Origin of the sequence: Streptomyces antibioticus (genome assembly GCF_002019855.1) — a bacterium.
In the GTDB taxonomy this organism is placed as follows: domain Bacteria; phylum Actinomycetota; class Actinomycetes; order Streptomycetales; family Streptomycetaceae; genus Streptomyces; species Streptomyces antibioticus_B.
Genome location: NZ_CM007717.1, coordinates 5,898,920 through 5,917,993, shown reverse-complemented (window position 1 = coordinate 5,917,993; position 19,074 = coordinate 5,898,920). Strand labels below are relative to the sequence as shown.

Genomic DNA, 19,074 nt, shown 5'->3' with positions numbered 1-19,074 from the left:
CCGGGGCCCCGGCCCGCCCCGGCACCTCAGCCCAGGGCCGCCGCCAGTGCCGTCGGCAGCTCCTTGTGGTGGACCACGCCGAGCCGCTGGGTGGCCCGGGTGAGGGCGACGTACAGATCGCTGGTGCCGTAGTCGGCCGGTTCCACCACGAGCACCGAGTCGAACTCCAGGCCCTTGGACTGGCGCGGGTCGAGGAGGACGACCGTGCGGGTCAGGTCCGGTTCGGCGCCGGCCGTCACGCCGTCCAGCCGGGCGGCCAGCCGCCGGTGCAGGGCGCGCGGGGCGATGACGGCGAGCCGGCCTTCCTCGGGGGTCAGCTCCTCGACGGCGGCGGCGACCGCCTCGGGCAGGTCCTCGGCGGCGCGCGCCCAGGGCCGTACGCCGGTGGAGCGCACCGAGGCCGGGGGCTCGAAGCCGGGGTCCTCGGCGCGGACGACTGCCGCCGCGATCTCCATGATCTCCGCGGGGGTGCGGTAGTTGACGCCGAGGCGGGTGTGCTCCCAGCGGTTCTCGACGTAGGGGGCGAGGATGCCGGACCAGGAGCCGACGCCGGCCGCCTCGGCGGTCTGGGCGGGGTCTCCGACCAGGGTCATGGAGCGGGTCGGGCTGCGCCGCATCAGCAGCCGCCACGCCATCGGCGACAGCTCCTGCGCCTCGTCCACGATGATGTGGCCGAACGCCCAGGTGCGGTCGGCGGCGGCGCGCTCGGCGGCGCTGCGGTGGTCGTCCTCCTCGTGCCGCTCGGCGAAGCGTTCGGCGTCGATGATGTCGTGGGCCGACAGCACCTCGGAGCTGTCCGGGTCGCCGTCCTCCTTGTCCTCGAACTCGTAGGTCCGGGAGGCGTACGACACGTCGAGGACGCCCTGCGCGTAGGCGATCTGGGTCGCGCGTTCCCGTTCGGCGCGGATCCGGGCCAGCCGGTCGTCCTCGCCGAGGAGTTCGGCCGCCTCGTCCAGCAGCGGCACGTCCGCGACGGTCCATTCCCGGGTCACGGGGCGGCGGACGGCGGCCGCGTCGGCCCCGTCCAGATACGCCTCGGGTGCGGCAAGGAAGTCGGCGACCAGACGGCGCGGGGTGATCCTCGGCCAGAGCTGATCGATCGCGGACCAGACCTCGGGGTTCTCGGCCAGCTCGTCGCGGATCTGCGTGATGTCACTGGGGTCGAGCAGGCTCGTGCCGTCGTACGGGTCGGTGCCGACGCGCTCGGCGTACAGCTCGGTGAGCGTGTTGAGGATGTGCCCCTCGAAGTGCTCGCGGGCCGCGTTGTGCGGGAGCTTCGCGGCGCGGGTGCGTTCGCGGGCGACGCCGACGAGACCGTCGTCGAGCATCAGGACCTCCCGGTCGTGCTCGATCGCGATCACCGGGTCGGGCAGCGCCTGCCGGTCGCGTACGACGGCGGCGAGGACGTCCGCCATGGCGGCGCGCCCCTTCACCGCGGCCGCCTCGGGGGTGTCCGCGGCCGTCGCCCTCACGCCGGGGAAGAGTTCGCCGACCGTGGCGAGCAGCACGCCGGTCTCGCCGAGCGAGGGCAGCACCTCGCCGATGTAGCCGAGGAAGGCGGGGTTGGGTCCGACGATCAGGACGGCCCGCTTGGCGAGCAGCTCGCGGTGCTCGTAGAGGAGGTAGGCGGCGCGGTGCAGGGCGACGGCGGTCTTGCCGGTGCCGGGGCCGCCCTCCACGACCAGGACGCCCCGGTGCGGGGCGCGGATGATCTCGTCCTGCTCGGCCTGGATGGTCTGCACGATGTCGCCCATACGGCCGGTGCGCGCGGAGTTCAGCGCGGCCAGCAGCACGGCGTCGCCCGCCGGGTCCTCGTGGCCGGTCCGCTCCCGGTCGCCGAGGTCGAGGAACTCGTCGTGCAGGGCGGTGACCCGGCGCCCCTCGCTGCTGATGTGCCGGCGGCGGCGCAGCCCCATCGGGGTGTGGCCGGTCGCCAGGTAGAAGGGGCGGGCGACGTCGGCCCGCCAGTCGATGAGGACCGGGGTGCGGTCGGCGTCGTCGACGCGCAGCCCGATCCGGCCGATGTGGTGGCTGACGCCCGAGGCGAGGTCGATCCGGCCGAAGCACAGGGAGCCGTCCACCGCGTTCAGCGCGGCGAGCAGCCCCGAGCGCTCGGCGACCAGGATGTCCCGCTCCAGGCGGGCCTGCATGGGGGTGTCTCCCTGGGCGAGGGCGTCGGTGACGGCGGTCTCGGTGTCGCCGCGCAGGGCGTCCACGCGTGCGTACAGTCCGTCGATGAATTCCTGCTCGTGCCGCAATTCATCGTCCGGAATTTCGGTGTTTGACAATTCCACTCCCGCCCGGATATACTGTGCTCACTGAACTTCTTCGCGTATCGATATTTCCGAAGTCGCGAATCATCGAATATACGCAAAGAAATCCCCCGAGCGCAATTGCTCGGGGGATTTCTCCTGTTCAGGGGGTCAGAGCACCTCGGACAGCTCCTCCAGCAGCCGACGACGCGGACGGGCGCCGACCATCGCCTTCACCGGCTCGCCGTCGCGGAAGACCATGAAGGTCGGCATCGACAGCACCTTGTAGGCGTTGGTGGTCGCCGGATTGGCGTCCACATCGAGCTGCACCACCTTCAGCCGCTCGCCCTCCTCCGCCGCGAGCGCCTTCAGCACCGGCCCCATCTGCCGGCACGGCGGACACCAGTCGGCGGTGAACTCCACCAGCACCGGCAGCTCGGACCCGATCACCTCGGTCTCGAAGTCCGCGTCCGTCACGTCCCGCACATCGGTCACCATGTCCGGCCTCCCAGTTCGCACTTCGGCTCCGGACCCCCCGGAACCGCCGCCTCGGCCCGCGCGAGCTGGGCGCCGACCTGCGCCCGCACCGCCGTGAGCTGCCCGATCAGCGCGTCCAGCTCCGCCAGCTTGCGCCGGTAGACCAGGAGCGAGGCCGGGCACGAGTCCCCCTCGGGGTGACCGGCCCGCAGGCACTCCACGAACGGCCGGGTCTCCTCCAGCTCGAACCCGAAGTCCCGGAGCGTCCTGATCTGCCGCAGCAGCCGCAGATCGCTCTCGTCGTACGTCCGGTACCCGTGCTCGTCGCGTCGCGCGGGCAGCAGCCCCCGCGACTCGTAGTACCGCAGCGTCCGCGTCGTGGTTCCGGCCCGCGCGGCCAGCTCGCCGATTCGCATACCGACGAACGTACGGCTTGACGCCGACGTCAAGGCAACAGGTCCGGCGTCGGGGAGCGGTCCGGCATCAGGGCAACAGGGGCTTGTGGCGTATCGGCGAGGTGAGCACGATCGACGTGGTGGTGCGGCCGAGGGCCGAGATCTCCGACAGGACCTCCTCCAGATGCACGGTGTCGGCCACCGCGACCTTGAGGATCCAGCAGTCCTCGCCGACCACGTGGTGCGCCTCGGTGATCTCCGGCCGGTCCATCAGCTCCAGGGTCCTCGGATGCCTCAGGGTGTACCCGCCGTGCGGATCGACGCGGACGAACGCCTCGATGCCGTAGCCCAGCCGGGCCGGGACGACCCGGGCGCCGTAGCCGTCGATCACCCCCGCGGCCTCCAGGCGCCGGACCCGCTCGGTGACCGCCGCCGGGCTCAGCCGGACCCTGCGGCCCAGCTCGCTCAGCTTGATCCGGCCGTCGGTCTGGAGCAGCAGCAGGATCTGCCGGTCGAGGGCGTCGAAGGCCACCGACGTTTCGACGGTGGCGGCCCGTGACGGCCGAGGTTCTTTCGGTGCGGCGGCCGAAACTCCCATGGTTCCCCCTTCAGGACGGGCGGATACGCCGGGAGAATTATGGTCATGGACAAGCCACGAGAGGTACTGGTCATCGGCGGCAGCCGCTACTTCGGCAAGCGGCTGATCGCCCGGCTGCTCGCCGCCGGGGACCGGGTGACGGTCCTCAACCGCGGATCGTCGGCCCCGCCGCCGGGCACGGTGCATCTGGTCGCCGACCGCGACGACGAGGCGTCGCTGCGCGCCGCCCTGGGCTCCCGCGTCTTCGACGCCGTCGTCGACCAGGTCTGCTACACCCCGCGCCAGGCGGCCGTCGCCCGCCGGGTGTTCACCGGCCGCACCGGCCGCTATCTGATGACGTCCACCGTCGAGGTGTACGAGTACGAGGACTCCCTCGCGCCCGTACGGGAGGCGGACGTCGATCCGCTGGACGTCGTCGTAGACCTCGAACTCCCCTGGAACGACTCGGAGTTCACCGACGCCCACTACGGCGAGGGCAAGCGGCAGGCGGAGGCGGTGTTCGCGACGGACCCGCCGTTCCCGTGGGCCGCCGTGCGCGTCGCCCATGTGCTGGGCGGGGACGACGACTTCACCGGCCGGCTGGAGCACTACGTCTCCCGCATCCGGGCCGGTGAGCCGATCACCGTGCCGACGGTGAACCAGCCCGCCACCTACATCCACGTCGAGGAGATCGCCGACTTCCTGTTCTGGGCGGTGGGCCAGGACTTCACGGGCCCGGTCAACGCGGCCTCCCACGGCCGGCTCACCACCCGCGACCTCTGCGAGGCGATCGCCGCACAACTCCCCTACGGTGAGACGGTGTTCCGCGAGAGCGAGATCGGCGAGGTCTCCCCGTTCTCCTTCCGCCGCTTCTACGGCATGGACAACTCCCGTGCGGTCGCGCTCGGTTACCGCTTCGGCGACGTACGGCGGTGGCTGCCGCGGGCGGTGACCGAGACCCTCGGCACGGCGGCCCGGTCGGGCGCCGCCGGAAAGGGCGACTGAGATGCGGCACCGCACTCTGGGGGACCTGCGGGTGAGCGCGGTCGGACTCGGCGCGATGCCGCTGTCCGTCGAGGGCCGCCCCGACGAGGCACGGGCGCTGGCCACCGTGCACGCGGCGCTGGACGCGGGGGTGACCCTGCTGGACACCGCCGACTCCTACCATCTGCCCGGCGAGGAACCCGGCCACAACGAACGGCTGCTGGCCCGCGCGCTCCGCTCCTACGGCGGTGACACCGACGCCGTGCTGATCGCGACCAAGGGCGGGCGGGGCCGGCCGGCGGGCGCCGACTGGACCGTGAACGGCGACCCGCGCCATCTCAGGGCGGCCGCCGAGGGCTCGCTGCGACGGCTCGGCGTGGAGGCGATCGGCCTCTACCACCTGCACAAGCCCGACCCCTCCGTCCCCTTCGAGGAGTCGGTCGGCGCGCTGCGGGAGCTGCTGGACGCGGGCAAGATCCGGCTGGCGGGCGTCTCCAACGTGGACACCGGCCAGATCCGCGCCGCCCGCGCGATCCTCGGCGACCGGCTGGTCTCCGTACAAAACCGCTACTCCCCCTCGTTCGGCGACAGCGAGCCGGAGCTGCGGCTGACGGCCGCCCTGGGGCTGGCCTTCCTGCCGTGGAGCCCGCTCGGCGGCATCTCCCGCAGCGCCCTGGACGGGCCGGGCGGGTCCTTGGGACAGGCGCCGGGCGAGGGGCCGTTCGGCGCGTTCCACGCGATCGCGCGGGAGCACGGGGCGAGTCCCCAACAGGTGTGTCTGGCCTGGCTGTTGTCCCGCTCCCCCACCGTCGTCGTCATCCCGGGAGCGAGCCGCCCGGAGACGGCCCGCGACTCGGCCGGGGCGGCCGGCCTGGAGCTGACCGAGGAGGAGTCGACGCTGCTGGAGGCGGCGGTGGAGCACGGACGGGCGGCGCGGTCCGTCGGATGACGGCCGGATGCCTGTCGTCGGACAACGGCCGGATGCCCGGCCCCGGTTCAGGCGGGGCCGGGCATCCGGAGTGGGGAGGGGCCGGGGTGCGTGGGGTCAGGCGCGGGCCAGTTCCTTCTGGCCGTCCTCGCGCTGCTCGGGGACGTCGGTCCCCGCGCCGCCGTGGCCGTCGTCGTCGAGGAGGGTCTTCTCGTCGAAGGGCAGCCCGCCGGACAGCACCAGGCCGACCCGCTCGCGGTCGATCTCCTTGGTCCAGGTGCCGATCAGGACGGTGGCGACGGCGTTGCCCGCGAAGTTGGTCAGGGCGCGGGCCTCGCTCATGAAGCGGTCGATGCCGACGATGAGGCCGATGCCGTCCACCAGGGCCGGCTTGTGCGACTGGAGACCGCCGGCCAGCGTCGCGAGACCGGCGCCGGTGACGCCCGCCGCGCCCTTGGAGGCGACCAGCAGGAACAGCAGCAGCGGGATCTGCTCGCCGACCGACATCGGCGTGCCCATGGCGTCGGCGATGTAGAGGGACGCCATGGTCATGTAGATCATGGTGCCGTCGAGGTTGAAGGAGTAGCCGGTCGGGACGGTGATGCCGACGACGGGCTTGCTGACGCCCAGGTGCTCCATCTTCGCGATGAGCCGCGGCAGCGCGGACTCGGAGGAGGAGGTGGACAGGATCAGCAGGAACTCCCGGCCCAGGTACTTGAAGAGCGAGAAGACGTTCATGCCCGCGATCACCCGCAGCAGCGCCCCGAGCACGATGAAGACGAAGAGGAAGCAGGTGACGTAGAAGCCGAGCATCAGGACGGCGAGGCTCTTGAGGGCGTCGACGCCGGCCGAGCCGGTGACGGCCGCGATGGCGCCGAAGGCACCGATCGGGGCGGCCCACATCACCATGCCGAGGATGCGGAAGACGAGCCGCTGGATGTGCTCCACCCCGCGCAGGATCGGCTGCCCGGCCGACCCCATGGCCTGGAGCGCGAACCCGGCGAGCAGGGCGATCAGCAGCGTCTGGAGCACCTCGCCGCCGGTGAAGGCGGAGACGATGGTGGTCGGGATGACCCCGAGCAGGAACTCGGTGGTGTCCTTGGCCTCGGCCGAGACCTGCGCCTGGCCGGTCTCCTTCACCGCGTCCGTGATCGCCAGGCCGGTGCCCGGCTCCAGGATGTTGCCGACGACCAGACCGATGCTCAGGGCGACCAGCGACATGACCAGGAAGTAGCCGAGGGCGATACCGCCGACGGCGCCGACCTTCGCGGCCTTGCGGACCGATCCGATGCCGAGCACGATCGTGCAGAAGATGATCGGCGAGATCATCATCTTGATCAGATTGACGAAGCCGGTCCCGATCGGCTTCAACTCGACGGCGAAGTCGGGCGCGATCAGACCCACGGCGATGCCGAGGGCGACCGCGACGATCACCGCGATGTACAGGTAGTGGGTGCGGTCCCGCTTGGCGGGTGCGGCAGGTGCCGTATCGGGGGTGCTGCTGGCGGCCACGGCTGCCCTCCTTGACGTCTTCGTCGGCATCACCGGCGTGCGGCTCACGTCCGGGGAGAGATGGGGAATGCGGTGACTATCTCCCGGGCTGTGAGGGCGGTCACCCTTCCGTTCATTTAGTTCACGCCGGACCTCGGGGGCACACTGACGGCATGCGCCTCCCCTCCCCCCGGCCGCGCAGCCTGGCCGGCCAGCTCTTCGCCATGCAGGCGGTGCTGATAGCGATCGTCGTCGCGGGGTACGCGCTGTTCGCCTGGGCCAGCAACCACCGCCAGGCCGAGGACGCGGCCGCCCGGCAGGCCACCGCGGTGGCCCGTTCCGTCGCCGACTCGCCGTCCGTGCGGGCGGCGATCCACACCGCCGACCCCAGCGCGGAACTCCAGCCGTACGCGCTGCGGGTCGTGCGGGACACGGACGTCGACTTCGTGACGATCATGAACACGGACGGGATCCGCTGGACCCACCCGGACGAGAAGGAGATAGGCCGGCCCTTCCGCGGCAACACCGCGGCCGCGCTGGCGGGCCGCACCTTCACCGAGACCTACACCGGCACCCTGGGCGCCTCGGTCCGCGCGGTCACCCCGATCGAGGAGGGCGACGGACGGATCATCGGCCTGGTCAGCGCCGGGATCCGGGTCGAGGAGATCAGCAAGCGGGTTCAGGACCAGGTGACGGCCCTGATCGCGGTGGCCGCGGGCGCGCTGCTGCTGGGGGCGGTGGGCACGTACGTGATCAACGCGTCGCTGCGCCGCCACACCCACGGGATGAACGCGACCGAGCTGAGCCGGATGCACGACTACCACCAGGCCGCGCTGCACGCCGTGCGCGAGGGGCTGCTGATGCTGGACGGGCAGTACCGGGTGGCGCTGATCAACGACGGGGCGCGGGAGCTGCTGGGGGTCTCGGAGGAGGTGGTCGGCCGGTCCGTGGCCGAGCTGGGGCTGCCGGCGCCGCTCACGGGCGCGCTGCTGGCCTCCGAGCCCCGGGTCGACGAGGTGCATCTCGCGGCGGAACGGGTCCTGGTGGTGAACACCTCCCCGGTGTCGGGCGGTGAGCACCGCGGCACGGTCGTCACCCTGCGGGACGTGACCGAACTCCAGTCCCTGATGGGCGAGCTGGACTCGGAGCGGGGCTTCACGCAGGCGCTGCGCTCGCAGGCGCACGAGGCGGCGAACCGGCTGCACACCGTCGTGTCGCTGATCGAGCTGGGCCGCTCACCGGAGGCCGCGGAGTTCGCGACGGCGGAACTGGAACTGGCCCAGGCCCTGACCGACCAGGTGGTGGCGGCGGTGGGCGAACCGGTGCTGGCCGCGCTGCTGCTGGGCAAGACCGCGCAGGCCAACGAGCGGGGCGTCGAGCTGGTCGTCTCGCCGGACAGCCGCCTGGACGACGGTCTCCTCCCGCCCTCGCTGCCCGCCCGCGACCTGGTCACCATCCTCGGCAACCTCATCGACAACGCGGTGGACGCGGCGCAGGGCAGTGTGCGGGCCCGGGTGACGGTGACCGCGTCCACGGAGGGCGACGGCGGCGGCGAGCTGCTCCTCAGGGTGGCCGACACCGGTTCGGGCGTGGACCCCGCGCACGCGCAGCTCGTCTTCGAACGCGGCTTCTCCACGAAGCCCTCGGGCCCGGGCGGCCGCGGCCTCGGCCTGGCACTGGTCCGCCAGGCCGTCCTGCGCCACGAGGGAACCCTCTCGGTGACGGAGGCGGACGCCGGCGGCGCAGAGTTCCTCGTACGCCTCCCATTGCGCGCCACGGCGTCTTCCGGTACTCCCGGGCTGACGGGGGCGGAGGACAAGGGATGACGAAGGTGTCGGGAGAGACGGGCAGAAGCGGGGCGCCGGGCGGGACCGGTGGGCCGGGCAGAAGCCGTGCGCTCGGCGGGACCGGTAGGCCGAGCGGGACCAGTACGCCGAGCGGGAGCCGTGCGCCCGGCAGGACCGACGGGCCGAGCGGAAGCGGTAGACCGAGCGGGACCGGTGCGCCGAGCAGGACCGATGGGCCGGGCGGAAGCAGTGGACCGAGCGGAACCGGTACGCCGGGGGGAAGCGGTACGCCGGGCAAGCCCGGGGCGCCGAGCGGGAGCGATGGACCGAGCGGAAGCGGCGGGTCGGGCGGGCCAGACAGAAGCGGTGGGCCGAGCGGGACCGGCGGGCCGGGCGGAAGCGGCGGGCCGGGCAGAGGCGGTATGCCGAGCGGAAGCCGTGGACCTAGCGGGACCGGTGTGGCGAGCGGAAGCGGTGCGCCAGGCGGGACGGGCGGGCCAGGCGGAAGCCGTGCGCCCGGCGGGACCGATAGGCCGGGCGGGACCGGTGCACCCGGCGGGCCGGGCGGGCCGCGGGTGCCAGACGGGGAGCCGATTCGGGTGCTGGTTGTCGAGGACGATCCGGTTGCCGCGGACGCGCATGTCATGTACGTGGGACGGGTGCCCGGTTTCGTCGCGGTCGGGAAGGCGCACACGGGTGCCGAGGCCCGTCGGCTGCTGGACCGCACCCCGGTGGACCTGCTGCTGCTCGACCTGCACCTCCCGGACGGCCACGGCCTCCAACTGGCCCGCTCTCTCAGGGCCGCCGGCTATCACGCGGACGTGATCGCGGTGACGTCGGCGCGGGACCTGACGGTGGTGCGGGAAGGGGTGTCGCTCGGAGTCGTCCAGTACGTGCTGAAACCCTTCACGTTCGCAACGCTGCGCGACCGTCTGGTCCGCTACGCGGAGTTCCGGGGCGCGGCCGGTGAGGCGAGCGGCCAGGACGAGGTCGACCGCGCCCTGGCGACCCTGCGCGCCCCGGGCCCGGCCGCCCTGCCGAAGGGGCTGAGCGCGCCGACGCTGGAGCGGGTGACCCGGGCCGTGCGCGAGAGCGAGGAGGGCCTGACCGCGGCCGGTGTCGCCGAGGCGGTCGGCATCTCCCGGATCACGGCCCGGCGTTATCTGGAGCATCTGGTGGACGCGGGCCGCGCCGAACGCAGACCGCTCTACGGCCAGGTGGGCCGCCCGGAGCTGGTGTACCGGTGGGTGCGGGGGGCGGCCGGGAGAAGCCGCTAGCCCCCTGCGCTGCGGAGGATCACACCCCCGCGCCCCCGGTTCCGGTCCCGAACGGCACCGCGTACAGCACCACGAACACCCCGAGCCCCACGACGCCCACCGCCTCCACCAGCGACAGCACCAGCAGCCCCGACGAGAGCTGTCCGCCGCCCCAGTACACGATCAGCGCGGCCAGCGGTACGACGCAGAAGGCGAGCAGGTCGACGACACACTGGACGATCTTGCGGGACGTCCGGCGGGCGTCGCCGCGGTGGAAGGTCTCCCACCCGAAGACGTCCACGGCGCCGGTGACGGCCGCCAGCCGGGGCGTCAGCTCGCCGCGCACGTAGCGTCCGATCGCGGAGATCTTCTCGTCGTTGACCAGATAGGTCCAGCCGAGGACCACGCACACCGGCGGCAGCGCGAGCAGCATCGACGTCTGGCGGGCCTGGGCCGCGGCGGCGATCACCGCCGCGACCACCGCCAGGGTCACGTACAGCAGGTTGTCCCGGAAGCCGATCCGGGCCTTCTGCTCGTCCTTCACGCTCTGGTACTCGGCGAGCAGCAACTGCCCCTCGCCCATGTCCTGTTCGGCCATGCCGGCCGCCCCCTCCCCCTGACGGAAGGATCAGGCTAGAAGACCGACTCCGCCTCGTCCATCCGGTTCTTCGGGACGGTCTTCAGCTCGGTGACGGCCTCGGCCAGCGGCACCATCACCACGTCGGTGCCGCGCAGCGCGGTCATCTTGCCGAACTCGCCCTGGTGCGCCGCCTCCACCGCGTGCCAGCCGAACCGGGTCGCGAGAACCCGGTCGTAGGCCGTGGGGACGCCGCCGCGCTGGATGTGGCCGAGGATGACCGGCCGGGCCTCCTTGCCGAGCCGCTTCTCCAGCTCGTAGGCGAGGGCCGTGCCGATGCCCTGGAAGCGCTCGTGGCCGAACTTGTCGATGGCGCCCTTGCCGTAGTCCATGGTGCCGTCGGCGGGGTGGGCGCCCTCGGCGACGCAGATGACGGCGAACTTCTTGCCGCGGGAGAAGCGCTCCTCGACCATCTTGACCAGGTCGGCAGGGTCGAAGGGCCGCTCCGGCAGGCAGATGCCGTGGGCGCCCGCCGCCATCCCGCTCTCCAGGGCGATCCAGCCCGCGTGCCGGCCCATGACCTCGACGACCATCACGCGCTGGTGGGACTCGGCGGTCGTCTTGAGGCGGTCCATCGCCTCGGTGGCGACGCCGACGGCCGTGTCGAAGCCGAAGGTGCGGTCCGTCGAGGAGATGTCGTTGTCGATGGTCTTGGGGACGCCGACCACGGGCAGTCCGGCGTCGCTCAGCATGCGGGCCGCGGTGAGCGTGCCCTCGCCGCCGATCGGGATCAGCGCGTCGATGCCGAAGTCGTGGATCATGTCGGAGGCGCTCTCGCACGCCTCCCGCAGCCGGTCGCGCTCCAGCCGGGACGAGCCGAGAATGGTGCCGCCGCGGGCCAGGATGCCGCTGACGGCGTTGAGGTCGAGGGCGCGGTAACGGCCGTCGAGGAGACCGGCGTAGCCGTCCTCGAAGCCGATGACCTCGTCGCCGTAGTTGTCGACGGCGCGGTGCACGACCGACCGGATCACTGCGTTCAGGCCGGGGCAGTCGCCACCTGCGGTGAGAACTCCGATGCGCATCGTGCTGTGTCTCCTGCTCGCTGAGGATGCGGGTGAGCCGGGACCGATTCTTCCACGCCGCCGTACGGGCTGTCTCTTGACGGGCGCCTTATCCACGCGCAGAGGTATTGTCAAGAGGGATCTGCTCACCTAGGTGGGCGATTTTTGTGACCAGGGTTTGATGGCAGGCGTCGAGAACACCCAGGACAGAAACACCCAGGACAGAAACGGAGAGCACGCGTGACCCGCAGCGTGTACGTGACCGGTATCGACCGCGGCGACGGCCGGCAGGTCGTCGAGCTGGGGGTCATGGAACTCCTGACCCGACAGGTCGACCGGGTGGGAGTCTTCCGCCCCCTCGTCCACGACGGGCCCGACCGGCTCTTCGAGCTGCTGCGCGCCCGCTACCGGCTGGCACAGGACCCGGCCACCGTCTACGGCATGGACTACCACGAGGCGTCCGCGCTCCAGGCCGAGCAGGGCGCCGACGAACTGGTCTCCACCCTCGTCGAGCGGTTCCACCGGGTCGCCCGGGAGTTCGACGTGGTGCTCGTCCTGGGCACCGACTGGGCCGACACCCAGTTCCCCGACGAACTGGCCCTGAACGCGCGGCTGGCGAACGAGTTCGGCGCGGCCGTGATCCCGGTGGTCGGCGGCCGCGGGCAGACCGCGGAGTCGGTGCTCGCCGAGACCCGCAACGCCTACCGGGCGTACGTGGGCCTCGGCTGCGACGTACTGGCGATGGTGACCAACCGGGTGGCCCGTGAGGACCGCGACAAGATCGCGGCCGCGCTCGACACCCGGCTGCCGGTGCCCTGTTACGTGCTTCCCGACGAACCGGCGCTCTCCGCCCCGACCGTGGCGCAGGTCGCGCAGGCGCTCGGCGCGAAGGTGCTGCTCGGCGACGACTCGGGGCTCGCCCGGGACGCGCTGGGCTTCGTCTTCGGCGGCGCGATGCTCCCGAACTTCCTGCACGCCCTGACCCCGGGCTGTCTGGTCGTCACCCCGGGCGACCGGGCCGACCTGGTGATCGGCGCGCTCGCCGCGCACAGCGCCGGCACCCCGCCGATAGCCGGTGTGGTGCTCACCCTGAACGAGGTGCCCTCCGACGAGGTCCTCACCCTCGCCGCCCGGCTCGCCCCGGGCACCCCGGTCATCTCGGTGCCGGGCCTCAGCTTCCCCACCGCAGAGCAGTTGTTCTCCCTGGAGGGCAAGCTGAACGCGGCCACCCCGCGCAAGGCGGAGACCGCGCTCGGGCTGTTCGAGCGGCATGTGGACACCGGCGGGCTGCTGAGCCGGGTCTCGGCGCCGAGCAGCGACCGGGTGACGCCGATGATGTTCGAGCACAAGCTCCTCGAACAGGCCCGTTCCGACCGGCGCCGGGTCGTGCTGCCCGAGGGCACCGAGGAGCGTGTGCTGCACGCCGCGGAGGTGCTGCTGCGCCGCTCGGTCTGCGACCTCACGCTGCTCGGTCCGGTCGACCAGATCCGCAAGAAGGCCGCCGACCTGGGCATCGACCTCGGAGACTGCCAGTTGATCGACCCGGCGACCAGCGGGCTGCGCGACTCCTTCGCCGAGAAGTACGCGGCCGTCCGCGCCCACAAGGGCGTCAGCGTGGAGCTGGCGTACGACGTGGTCTCGGACGTGAACTACTTCGGGACGCTCATGGTGCAGGAGGGTCTCGCCGACGGCATGGTCTCGGGGTCCGTGCACTCCACGGCCGCGACCATCCGGCCCGCTTTCGAGATCATCAAGACCAAGCCGGACGCCGACATCGTCTCGTCGGTGTTCTTCATGTGCCTCGCGGACAAGGTTCTGGTCTACGGCGACTGCGCGGTGAACCCGGACCCGGACGCCGAGCAGCTCGCCGACATCGCCATCCAGTCCGCCGCCACCGCCGAGCAGTTCGGGGTGGAGCCGCGGATCGCGATGCTGTCGTACTCGACCGGTACGTCCGGCTCGGGCGCCGACGTGGACAAGGTGCGCGAGGCGACCGAACTGGTGCGGCAGCGGCGCCCCGACCTCAAGATCGAGGGGCCGATCCAGTACGACGCGGCGGTGGAGCCGACCGTCGCCGCCACCAAGCTGCCGGAGTCGGACGTCGCGGGCCAGGCCAGCGTGCTGATCTTCCCGGACCTCAACACCGGCAACAACACCTACAAGGCCGTGCAGCGTTCGGCCGGCGCGATCGCCGTCGGGCCGGTGCTCCAGGGTCTGCGCAAGCCGGTCAACGACCTGTCCCGGGGCGCCCTCGTCCAGGACATCGTGAACACCGTCGCCATCACCGCCATCCAGGCCCAGAACCCGATCGAGAGGCCCACCGCCCCGTGACCGCCAGCCGTGTCCTCGTCCTCAACTCCGGCTCCTCGTCGGTGAAGTACCAGCTCCTCGACATGCGCGACAACAGCCGGCTGGCCGCGGGGCTCGTCGAGCGCATCGGTGAGCGCACGTCCCGGCTGAAGCACACGCCGCTGGCCGCCGGCGGGGAGGCCCGGGAGTGGAACGGCCCGATCGCCGACCACGACGCCGCCCTGAAGGCCGTGGCGGAGGAGCTGGCCAAGGACGGGCTCGGGCTGGACTCGCCCGAACTGGCCGCCATCGGCCACCGGGTGGTGCACGGCGGGCAGACCTTCACCCGGCCGACCGTGATCGACGACGCGGTGCTCGCCGAGATCGAGCGGCTGATCCCGGTCGCCCCGCTGCACAACCCGGCCAATCTCACCGGCATCCGGACCGCCCGCGCGCTGCGCCCCGATCTGCCGCAGGTCGCGGTGTTCGACACCGCCTTCCACACGACGATGCCGGAGTCGGCCGCCCGCTACGCGATCGACGTGGAGACCGCCGACGCGCACCGCATCCGGCGCTACGGCTTCCACGGCACCTCACACGCGTACGTCTCCCGGGCGACGGCCGAGCTGCTGGGCAAGGCACCGGAAGAGGTGAACGTGATCGTGCTCCATCTGGGCAACGGGGCGTCCGCCTCGGCCGTGCGGGGCGGTGTCTGCGTGGACACCTCGATGGGGCTGACCCCCTTGGAGGGCCTCGTGATGGGTACGCGTTCGGGCGACACCGACCCGGCCGTCATCTTCCATTTGGCCCGCGTCGGCAATATGTCCATCGACGAAATCGACACTCTTCTCAACAAGAAGAGCGGGCTCATCGGGCTGTGCGGCGACAACGACATGCGGGAGATCCGGCGCCGTATCGACGAGGGGGACGCACGGGCGGAGCTCGCGTTCGACATCTACATTCACCGGCTGAAGAAGTACATCGGCGCGTATTGCGCGGTGCTCGGGCGGGTGGACGCGGTGGCGTTCACCGCCGGGGTCGGCGAGAACTCCGCCGAGGTGCGCGCGGCGGCCGTCGCGGGCCTGGAGACCCTGGGCCTGGCGGTGGACGACGCGCTGAACGCCGTACGCGGCGACGAGCCCCGGCTGATCTCGCCGCCGGACGCCCGGGTGGCGGTCGCGGTGGTGCCGACGGACGAGGAACTGGAGATCGCCACACAGACCTACGCATTGGTGGAAAGGACAAACTGAGCCGGAAAGCAACTGAGCACCGAGCCGCCCATTTGTATCTTCCGCCAGACGGAATATTCCGGAGCGAAACAAACCGATAGGATCGCCCCATGCGCCGTTCGAAAATCGTCTGTACTCTCGGCCCCGCGGTCGACTCCCACGAGCAGCTCGTGTCCCTGATCGAAGCCGGCATGAACGTGGCCCGCTTCAACTTCAGCCACGGCACGCACGCCGAGCACCAGGGCCGGTACGACCGGGTCCGGGCCGCCGCCAAGGAGACCGGGCGGGCCATCGGTGTGCTCGCCGACCTCCAGGGCCCGAAGATCCGCCTGGAGACCTTCGCCGAGGGCCCGGTGGAGCTGGTGCGCGGTGACGAGTTCACCATCACCACCGACGACGTCCCGGGCGACAAGACGATCTGCGGCACGACGTACAAGGGTCTGCCCGGTGACGTCTCGCGCGGCGACCAGATCCTGATCAACGACGGCAACGTCGAGCTGAAGGTCCTGGACGTCGAGGGCCCGCGGGTGCGGACCATCGTCATCGAGGGCGGGGTCATCTCCGACCACAAGGGCATCAACCTGCCCGGCGCGGCCGTCAACGTGCCCGCGCTGAGCGAGAAGGACATCGAGGACCTGCGGTTCGCGCTGCGCATGGGCGCCGACCTGGTCGCGCTGTCCTTCGTCCGCGACGCCAAGGACGTGGCCGACGTCCACCGGGTGATGGACGAGGAGGGCCGCCGGGTCCCCGTCATCGCCAAGGTGGAGAAGCCGCAGGCGGTGGAGAACATGGAGGACGTCGTCGCGGCGTTCGACGCCGTCATGGTGGCCCGTGGCGACCTGGCCGTCGAGTACCCGCTCGAGAAGGTCCCCATGGTGCAGAAGCGGCTGATCGAGCTGTGCCGGCGCAACGCCAAGCCGGTGATCGTGGCGACCCAGATGATGGAGTCGATGATCACCAACTCCCGTCCGACCCGCGCCGAGGCGTCCGACGTGGCCAACGCGATCCTGGACGGCGCGGACGCGGTCATGCTGTCCGCCGAGTCGAGCGTGGGCGCGTACCCGATCGAGACCGTGAAGACGATGTCGAAGATCGTCACCGCGGCCGAGCAGGAGCTGCTGAGCAAGGGCCTGCAGCCGCTGGTGCCGGGCAAGAAGCCGCGCACGCAGGGCGGTTCGATCGCGCGCGCCGCGTGCGAGATCGCCGACTTCCTCGGCGGCCGGGGCCTGGTGGCCTTCACCCAGTCCGGCGACACCGCGCGCCGGCTCTCCCGCTACCGCGCGGGCCAGCCGATCATCGCGTTCACCACGGACGAGAACACCCGCAACCAGCTCGCGCTGAGCTGGGGCGTGGAGTCGCACATCGTGCCGTTCGTGAACAGCACCGACGAGATGGTCGAGCTGGTGGACCAGGAGATCCTCAAGCTCAACCGGTTCAACCCGGGCGAGATCGTCATCATCACCGCCGGCTCGCCCCCCGGCGTCCCCGGCACCACCAACATGGTCCGGGTGCACCACCTGGGCAACGGCGCGAACGACTGACCGCCGCAGCACGTCCCCTCGGCGGTCCCGACCCCGCCGAGGGGCCTGTACGACGCCCGAGCGGCTTTGTACGACACCGAGGGCGCCCCCTGTTGCAGGGGGCGCCCTCGGCGTTTGTGCGGCTCCCGGACGGGTCCTTCTCGGTTCCCGGACGTCAGTCCGTGTAGACGTGCATTCCGGGGATGTGCAGGTTGCCACCCATCTGGGCGGCCTGCACGACCTTGACCTTGGTGAAGTAGATCAGCGGGATGTTCAGCGGCGGCGGGTTCTCCGGGTCGAAGGTGACCGGGATCAGACCGAACAGGTTCCCCGAGATGCTCTGGGTGTACATGATCGTGTCGCCGTCGCGGATCGTGGACGTGCTGCCCGAGGACGCCTGGACGTGGTAGGTCTTGCCGGCCTGCTTGTCCTCGACCGTCTGGTGCAGGTCCCCGATGTCGGTGCCGCCGGAGATGACGTACTTCAGGACCTTCTTCTTGGTCCCGTTGGCCGTCTTCACCTCGACGACGCCCTTGTAGTCGGCGCCCTTCAGCAGCAGCGAGCTGGCGTTGAGGTACCAGGGGTCGTCCGCGATCGGCGTCTTGTTGTCGACGCCGCTCTCGTCGAGGGTGGCGACCGGACAGTCGTCGACGACGGCGTCCGCACTCTCGGACGGGCTCGCGCTCGGCGAGGCGGTGGCCTCGTCGGCGGCGTCCTCGGCCGCGTCCTTCACGGCCTCGGTGACCGTGTCCTTGGTGTCCCCGGCGTCCTTGGAGTCCTTGCTGTCCTTGTCCTTGGATTCCCCGGCCGCACCGGAGCCGCCCGTGGCCGAGCCGCCCGACGAACCGGAGCCGGAGGAGCCCGAGTCGGAGGAGCCCGTGCCCGGGTCCGGCGTGGCGTCGTCACCGGTGCCGGCCGAGGCCGAAGGGGTCTCCGCCGGGGCCGGGGTCTCGTCGGCGGACTTGCCGCCGTCGAAGAGGTCCCCGATCGCGTCCCCGATGGTCTCCAGGACGTTCTTCTTCTCGGTCTCGGTGGCCGACGGGGCCGCCGTGGCCGTGTCGCCCGAGGACGAGGCCGGCTTGCCGGCCGACGCCGCGGGCGCGGAGGACGCGGACGGCGCGGGCTCGGCCTCTTCGTCGGAACCTGAATCCGACGACGAGCCGCCCGAACCGCTCGACGTGTCCTTCGAACCGCCCGTGGAGGGGGTGGTGGAGCCCTCGTCCCCGGAGTCCTTCGAGCCCTCGGAGTCCTTGTCGTCCTTCGCGTCGTCGGTGGACGCGGAGGCCGACGGCGACGGCGAGGCCGACGCGGAGGCGTCCGCGTCCTCCAGGGCCGCCACGCACTCCTTGTACTCGTCGATCGTGAGGCTCTTCGACGTGGGCTGGTCCTCGGCGTTGGCGAGGGTGGGCGTGAATCCCATGCCCATGAGGACCGCGGTGGGCATGGCCGCCAGGGCTATCGCCTTGCCGGCGGGCATGTGGAACCTGGTGAACAGCGGCTTCTTCGGTGCCGCGTGGCGGGGACCGGTCCTCACCGGGATCGACGCCTCCACGTCGGTCCCGTGAGTCACCTCGTCAGCCGGCACTGTGCCTCCCGTTCGCCCCGTTTCCCGGGCTCGTTCCTGACAGATCGTTCGGCTCGCCCGCGGCCTCGTCGCCCTCTGCGGGGGACGGGTCCTTGGTGAGGGCGGGGCCCGTGCTGTACGGGTTCTCGGTCACCTCGTCCGCGGGAGCGGGGTCGGTGGAGTAGACGCCTTCCGGCGCTCCCCCGGCGGCCGGTCCGGCCGTCGCCGTCTCCGGCGCGGACGGGGCGCCCGGCGCCCAGGACACGGCCATCGCTCCGCCGATGAGCGCGAAGAGGAAGCCGATGAGGAAGCCACCGAGGTTGGCCACCGGGATGGACACCAGGCCGAGCAGGATCGCGGCGACACCCGCGAAGGTCCGCACGTGCTTCTGGAACCACAGGCTCACGCCCAGTACGCCCAGCAGCACACCGATGATCAGGGAACCGGCGCCCGCGGTGGTCGCCATCGCCAGCGTCAGATGGCCCACCTGGAGGTGCGCGTAGGGGAAGTAGGCGATGGGGAACCCGCTGATGAGGACGAACAGTCCGGCCCAGAACGGCCGGGTGCCCCGCCAGGCGCGGAACTGCTGCCTCCGGAGGGTGAACTGGCCGGGGGCGACAGGAGTCTCGGCGCTCATGGAAAACAGCTCCCTGGTGCGGCTTTGCTGTGGAGATGAGGGCCGCGGTG

16 protein-coding genes are annotated in these 19,074 nt (G+C 71.6%); 7 read left to right on the top strand and 9 right to left on the bottom strand.

The annotated features are described in order from the left end of the window. Nucleotides 1-26 precede the first annotated feature (26 nt). From AFM16_RS26975 to AFM16_RS26960, 4 genes are all read right to left on the bottom strand, one after another. Complete coding sequence (locus AFM16_RS26975; RefSeq protein WP_078634876.1) at nt 27-2,306, bottom strand: HelD family protein; 2,280 nt, start codon at nt 2,304-2,306, stop codon at nt 27-29. Between the two features lie 117 nt (nt 2,307-2,423). Further along, complete coding sequence (locus tag AFM16_RS26970) at nt 2,424-2,750, bottom strand: thioredoxin family protein (RefSeq protein WP_078634875.1); 327 nt, start codon at nt 2,748-2,750, stop codon at nt 2,424-2,426. After that, on the bottom strand, nt 2,744-3,145 hold the full coding sequence (locus AFM16_RS26965; protein ID WP_030784797.1) for a MerR family transcriptional regulator: 402 nt from the start codon (nt 3,143-3,145) through the stop codon (nt 2,744-2,746). The genes AFM16_RS26970 and AFM16_RS26965 overlap by 7 nt, the downstream gene beginning before the upstream one ends. Nucleotides 3,146-3,212: 67 nt before the next feature. After that, nucleotides 3,213-3,656 carry an Lrp/AsnC family transcriptional regulator gene (locus AFM16_RS26960; protein ID WP_078634874.1) on the bottom strand — a complete coding sequence of 148 codons (444 nt, stop codon included), beginning with the start codon at nt 3,654-3,656 and terminating at the stop codon, nt 3,213-3,215. A 111-nt stretch (nt 3,657-3,767) separates the two neighbouring features. Between AFM16_RS26960 and AFM16_RS26955 the strand changes: the two genes are divergently transcribed. Both AFM16_RS26955 and AFM16_RS26950 read left to right on the top strand, forming a co-directional pair. Then, nucleotides 3,768-4,706 (top strand): NAD-dependent epimerase/dehydratase family protein, encoded by a 939-nt coding sequence (locus tag AFM16_RS26955; protein ID WP_245177811.1) that lies wholly within the window; start codon nt 3,768-3,770, stop codon nt 4,704-4,706. Between the two features lies 1 nt (nt 4,707). Beyond that, nucleotides 4,708-5,634 carry an aldo/keto reductase gene (locus AFM16_RS26950; protein WP_078634872.1) on the top strand — a complete coding sequence of 309 codons (927 nt, stop codon included), beginning with the start codon at nt 4,708-4,710 and terminating at the stop codon, nt 5,632-5,634. Nucleotides 5,635-5,730: 96 nt separating this feature from the next. Here AFM16_RS26950 and AFM16_RS26945 read toward each other — a convergent pair whose 3' ends face one another. Next, a complete protein-coding gene (locus tag AFM16_RS26945; protein WP_078637105.1) occupies nt 5,731-7,155 on the bottom strand; it encodes a cation:dicarboxylate symporter family transporter in 1,425 nt (474 codons plus the stop codon). 122 nt (nt 7,156-7,277) lie between these two features. On the opposite strand from AFM16_RS26945, the gene AFM16_RS26940 reads away from it, so the two are divergent. Beyond that, on the top strand, nt 7,278-8,930 hold the full coding sequence (locus AFM16_RS26940) for a sensor histidine kinase (RefSeq protein ID WP_078634871.1): 1,653 nt from the start codon (nt 7,278-7,280) through the stop codon (nt 8,928-8,930). A 536-nt stretch (nt 8,931-9,466) separates the two neighbouring features. Continuing rightward, nucleotides 9,467-10,168, top strand: coding sequence for a response regulator (locus AFM16_RS26935; protein WP_078634870.1), 702 nt, complete (start codon nt 9,467-9,469; stop codon nt 10,166-10,168). A gap of 19 nt (nt 10,169-10,187) precedes the next feature. Here the strand turns inward: AFM16_RS26935 and AFM16_RS26930 are convergent, their stop codons facing one another. Together AFM16_RS26930 and AFM16_RS26925 are read right to left on the bottom strand one after the other, a co-directional pair. Next, nucleotides 10,188-10,745 (bottom strand): hypothetical protein, encoded by a 558-nt coding sequence (locus AFM16_RS26930; RefSeq protein WP_030784776.1) that lies wholly within the window; start codon nt 10,743-10,745, stop codon nt 10,188-10,190. Between the two features lie 35 nt (nt 10,746-10,780). Then, nucleotides 10,781-11,806, bottom strand: coding sequence for an ATP-dependent 6-phosphofructokinase (locus AFM16_RS26925; RefSeq protein WP_030784775.1), 1,026 nt, complete (start codon nt 11,804-11,806; stop codon nt 10,781-10,783). A 219-nt stretch (nt 11,807-12,025) separates the two neighbouring features. Between AFM16_RS26925 and pta the strand changes: the two genes are divergently transcribed. The 3 genes from pta to pyk all read left to right on the top strand — a co-directional run bounded on the left by pta (nt 12,026) and on the right by pyk (nt 16,844). Continuing rightward, the gene (gene pta, locus AFM16_RS26920; protein WP_078634869.1) at nt 12,026-14,116 is read left to right on the top strand and encodes a phosphate acetyltransferase; all 2,091 of its coding nucleotides are present in this window, start codon (nt 12,026-12,028) and stop codon (nt 14,114-14,116) included. After that, nucleotides 14,113-15,324, top strand: a complete 1,212-nt coding sequence (locus AFM16_RS26915) for an acetate kinase (RefSeq protein ID WP_078634868.1) — start codon at nt 14,113-14,115, stop codon at nt 15,322-15,324. Before pta ends, AFM16_RS26915 begins: the two co-directional genes overlap by 4 nt. 89 nt (nt 15,325-15,413) lie before the next feature. After that, nucleotides 15,414-16,844, top strand: coding sequence for a pyruvate kinase (gene pyk, locus AFM16_RS26910; RefSeq protein WP_030784765.1), 1,431 nt, complete (start codon nt 15,414-15,416; stop codon nt 16,842-16,844). A gap of 154 nt (nt 16,845-16,998) precedes the next feature. Here pyk and AFM16_RS26905 read toward each other — a convergent pair whose 3' ends face one another. Continuing rightward, nucleotides 16,999-18,408: a hypothetical protein gene (locus AFM16_RS26905; protein ID WP_078634867.1), complete on the bottom strand. Its 1,410-nt coding sequence runs from the start codon at nt 18,406-18,408 to the stop codon at nt 16,999-17,001. Next, on the bottom strand, nt 18,398-19,024 hold the full coding sequence (locus tag AFM16_RS26900; protein ID WP_078634866.1) for a DUF6114 domain-containing protein: 627 nt from the start codon (nt 19,022-19,024) through the stop codon (nt 18,398-18,400). The genes AFM16_RS26905 and AFM16_RS26900 overlap by 11 nt, the downstream gene beginning before the upstream one ends. Nucleotides 19,025-19,074: the final 50 nt, after the last annotated feature.

Bases quoted from the DNA above. Each gene is read 5' to 3' on its own strand.
- AFM16_RS26970 (WP_078634875.1), bottom strand. From the start codon at position 2,750: ATGGTGACCGATGTGCGGGACGTGACGGACGCGGACTTCGAGACCGAG.
- AFM16_RS26900 (WP_078634866.1), bottom strand. From the start codon at position 19,024: ATGAGCGCCGAGACTCCTGTCGCCCCCGGCCAGTTCACCCTCCGGAGG.
- AFM16_RS26925 (WP_030784775.1), bottom strand. From the start codon at position 11,806: ATGCGCATCGGAGTTCTCACCGCAGGTGGCGACTGCCCCGGCCTGAAC.
- AFM16_RS26965 (WP_030784797.1), bottom strand. From the start codon at position 3,145: ATGCGAATCGGCGAGCTGGCCGCGCGGGCCGGAACCACGACGCGGACG.
- AFM16_RS26955 (WP_245177811.1), top strand. From the start codon at position 3,768: ATGGACAAGCCACGAGAGGTACTGGTCATCGGCGGCAGCCGCTACTTC.
- AFM16_RS26950 (WP_078634872.1), top strand. From the start codon at position 4,708: ATGCGGCACCGCACTCTGGGGGACCTGCGGGTGAGCGCGGTCGGACTC.
- AFM16_RS26945 (WP_078637105.1), bottom strand. From the start codon at position 7,155: ATGCCGACGAAGACGTCAAGGAGGGCAGCCGTGGCCGCCAGCAGCACC.
- AFM16_RS26930 (WP_030784776.1), bottom strand. From the start codon at position 10,745: ATGGCCGAACAGGACATGGGCGAGGGGCAGTTGCTGCTCGCCGAGTAC.
- AFM16_RS26940 (WP_078634871.1), top strand. From the start codon at position 7,278: ATGCGCCTCCCCTCCCCCCGGCCGCGCAGCCTGGCCGGCCAGCTCTTC.
- pyk (WP_030784765.1), top strand. From the start codon at position 15,414: ATGCGCCGTTCGAAAATCGTCTGTACTCTCGGCCCCGCGGTCGACTCC.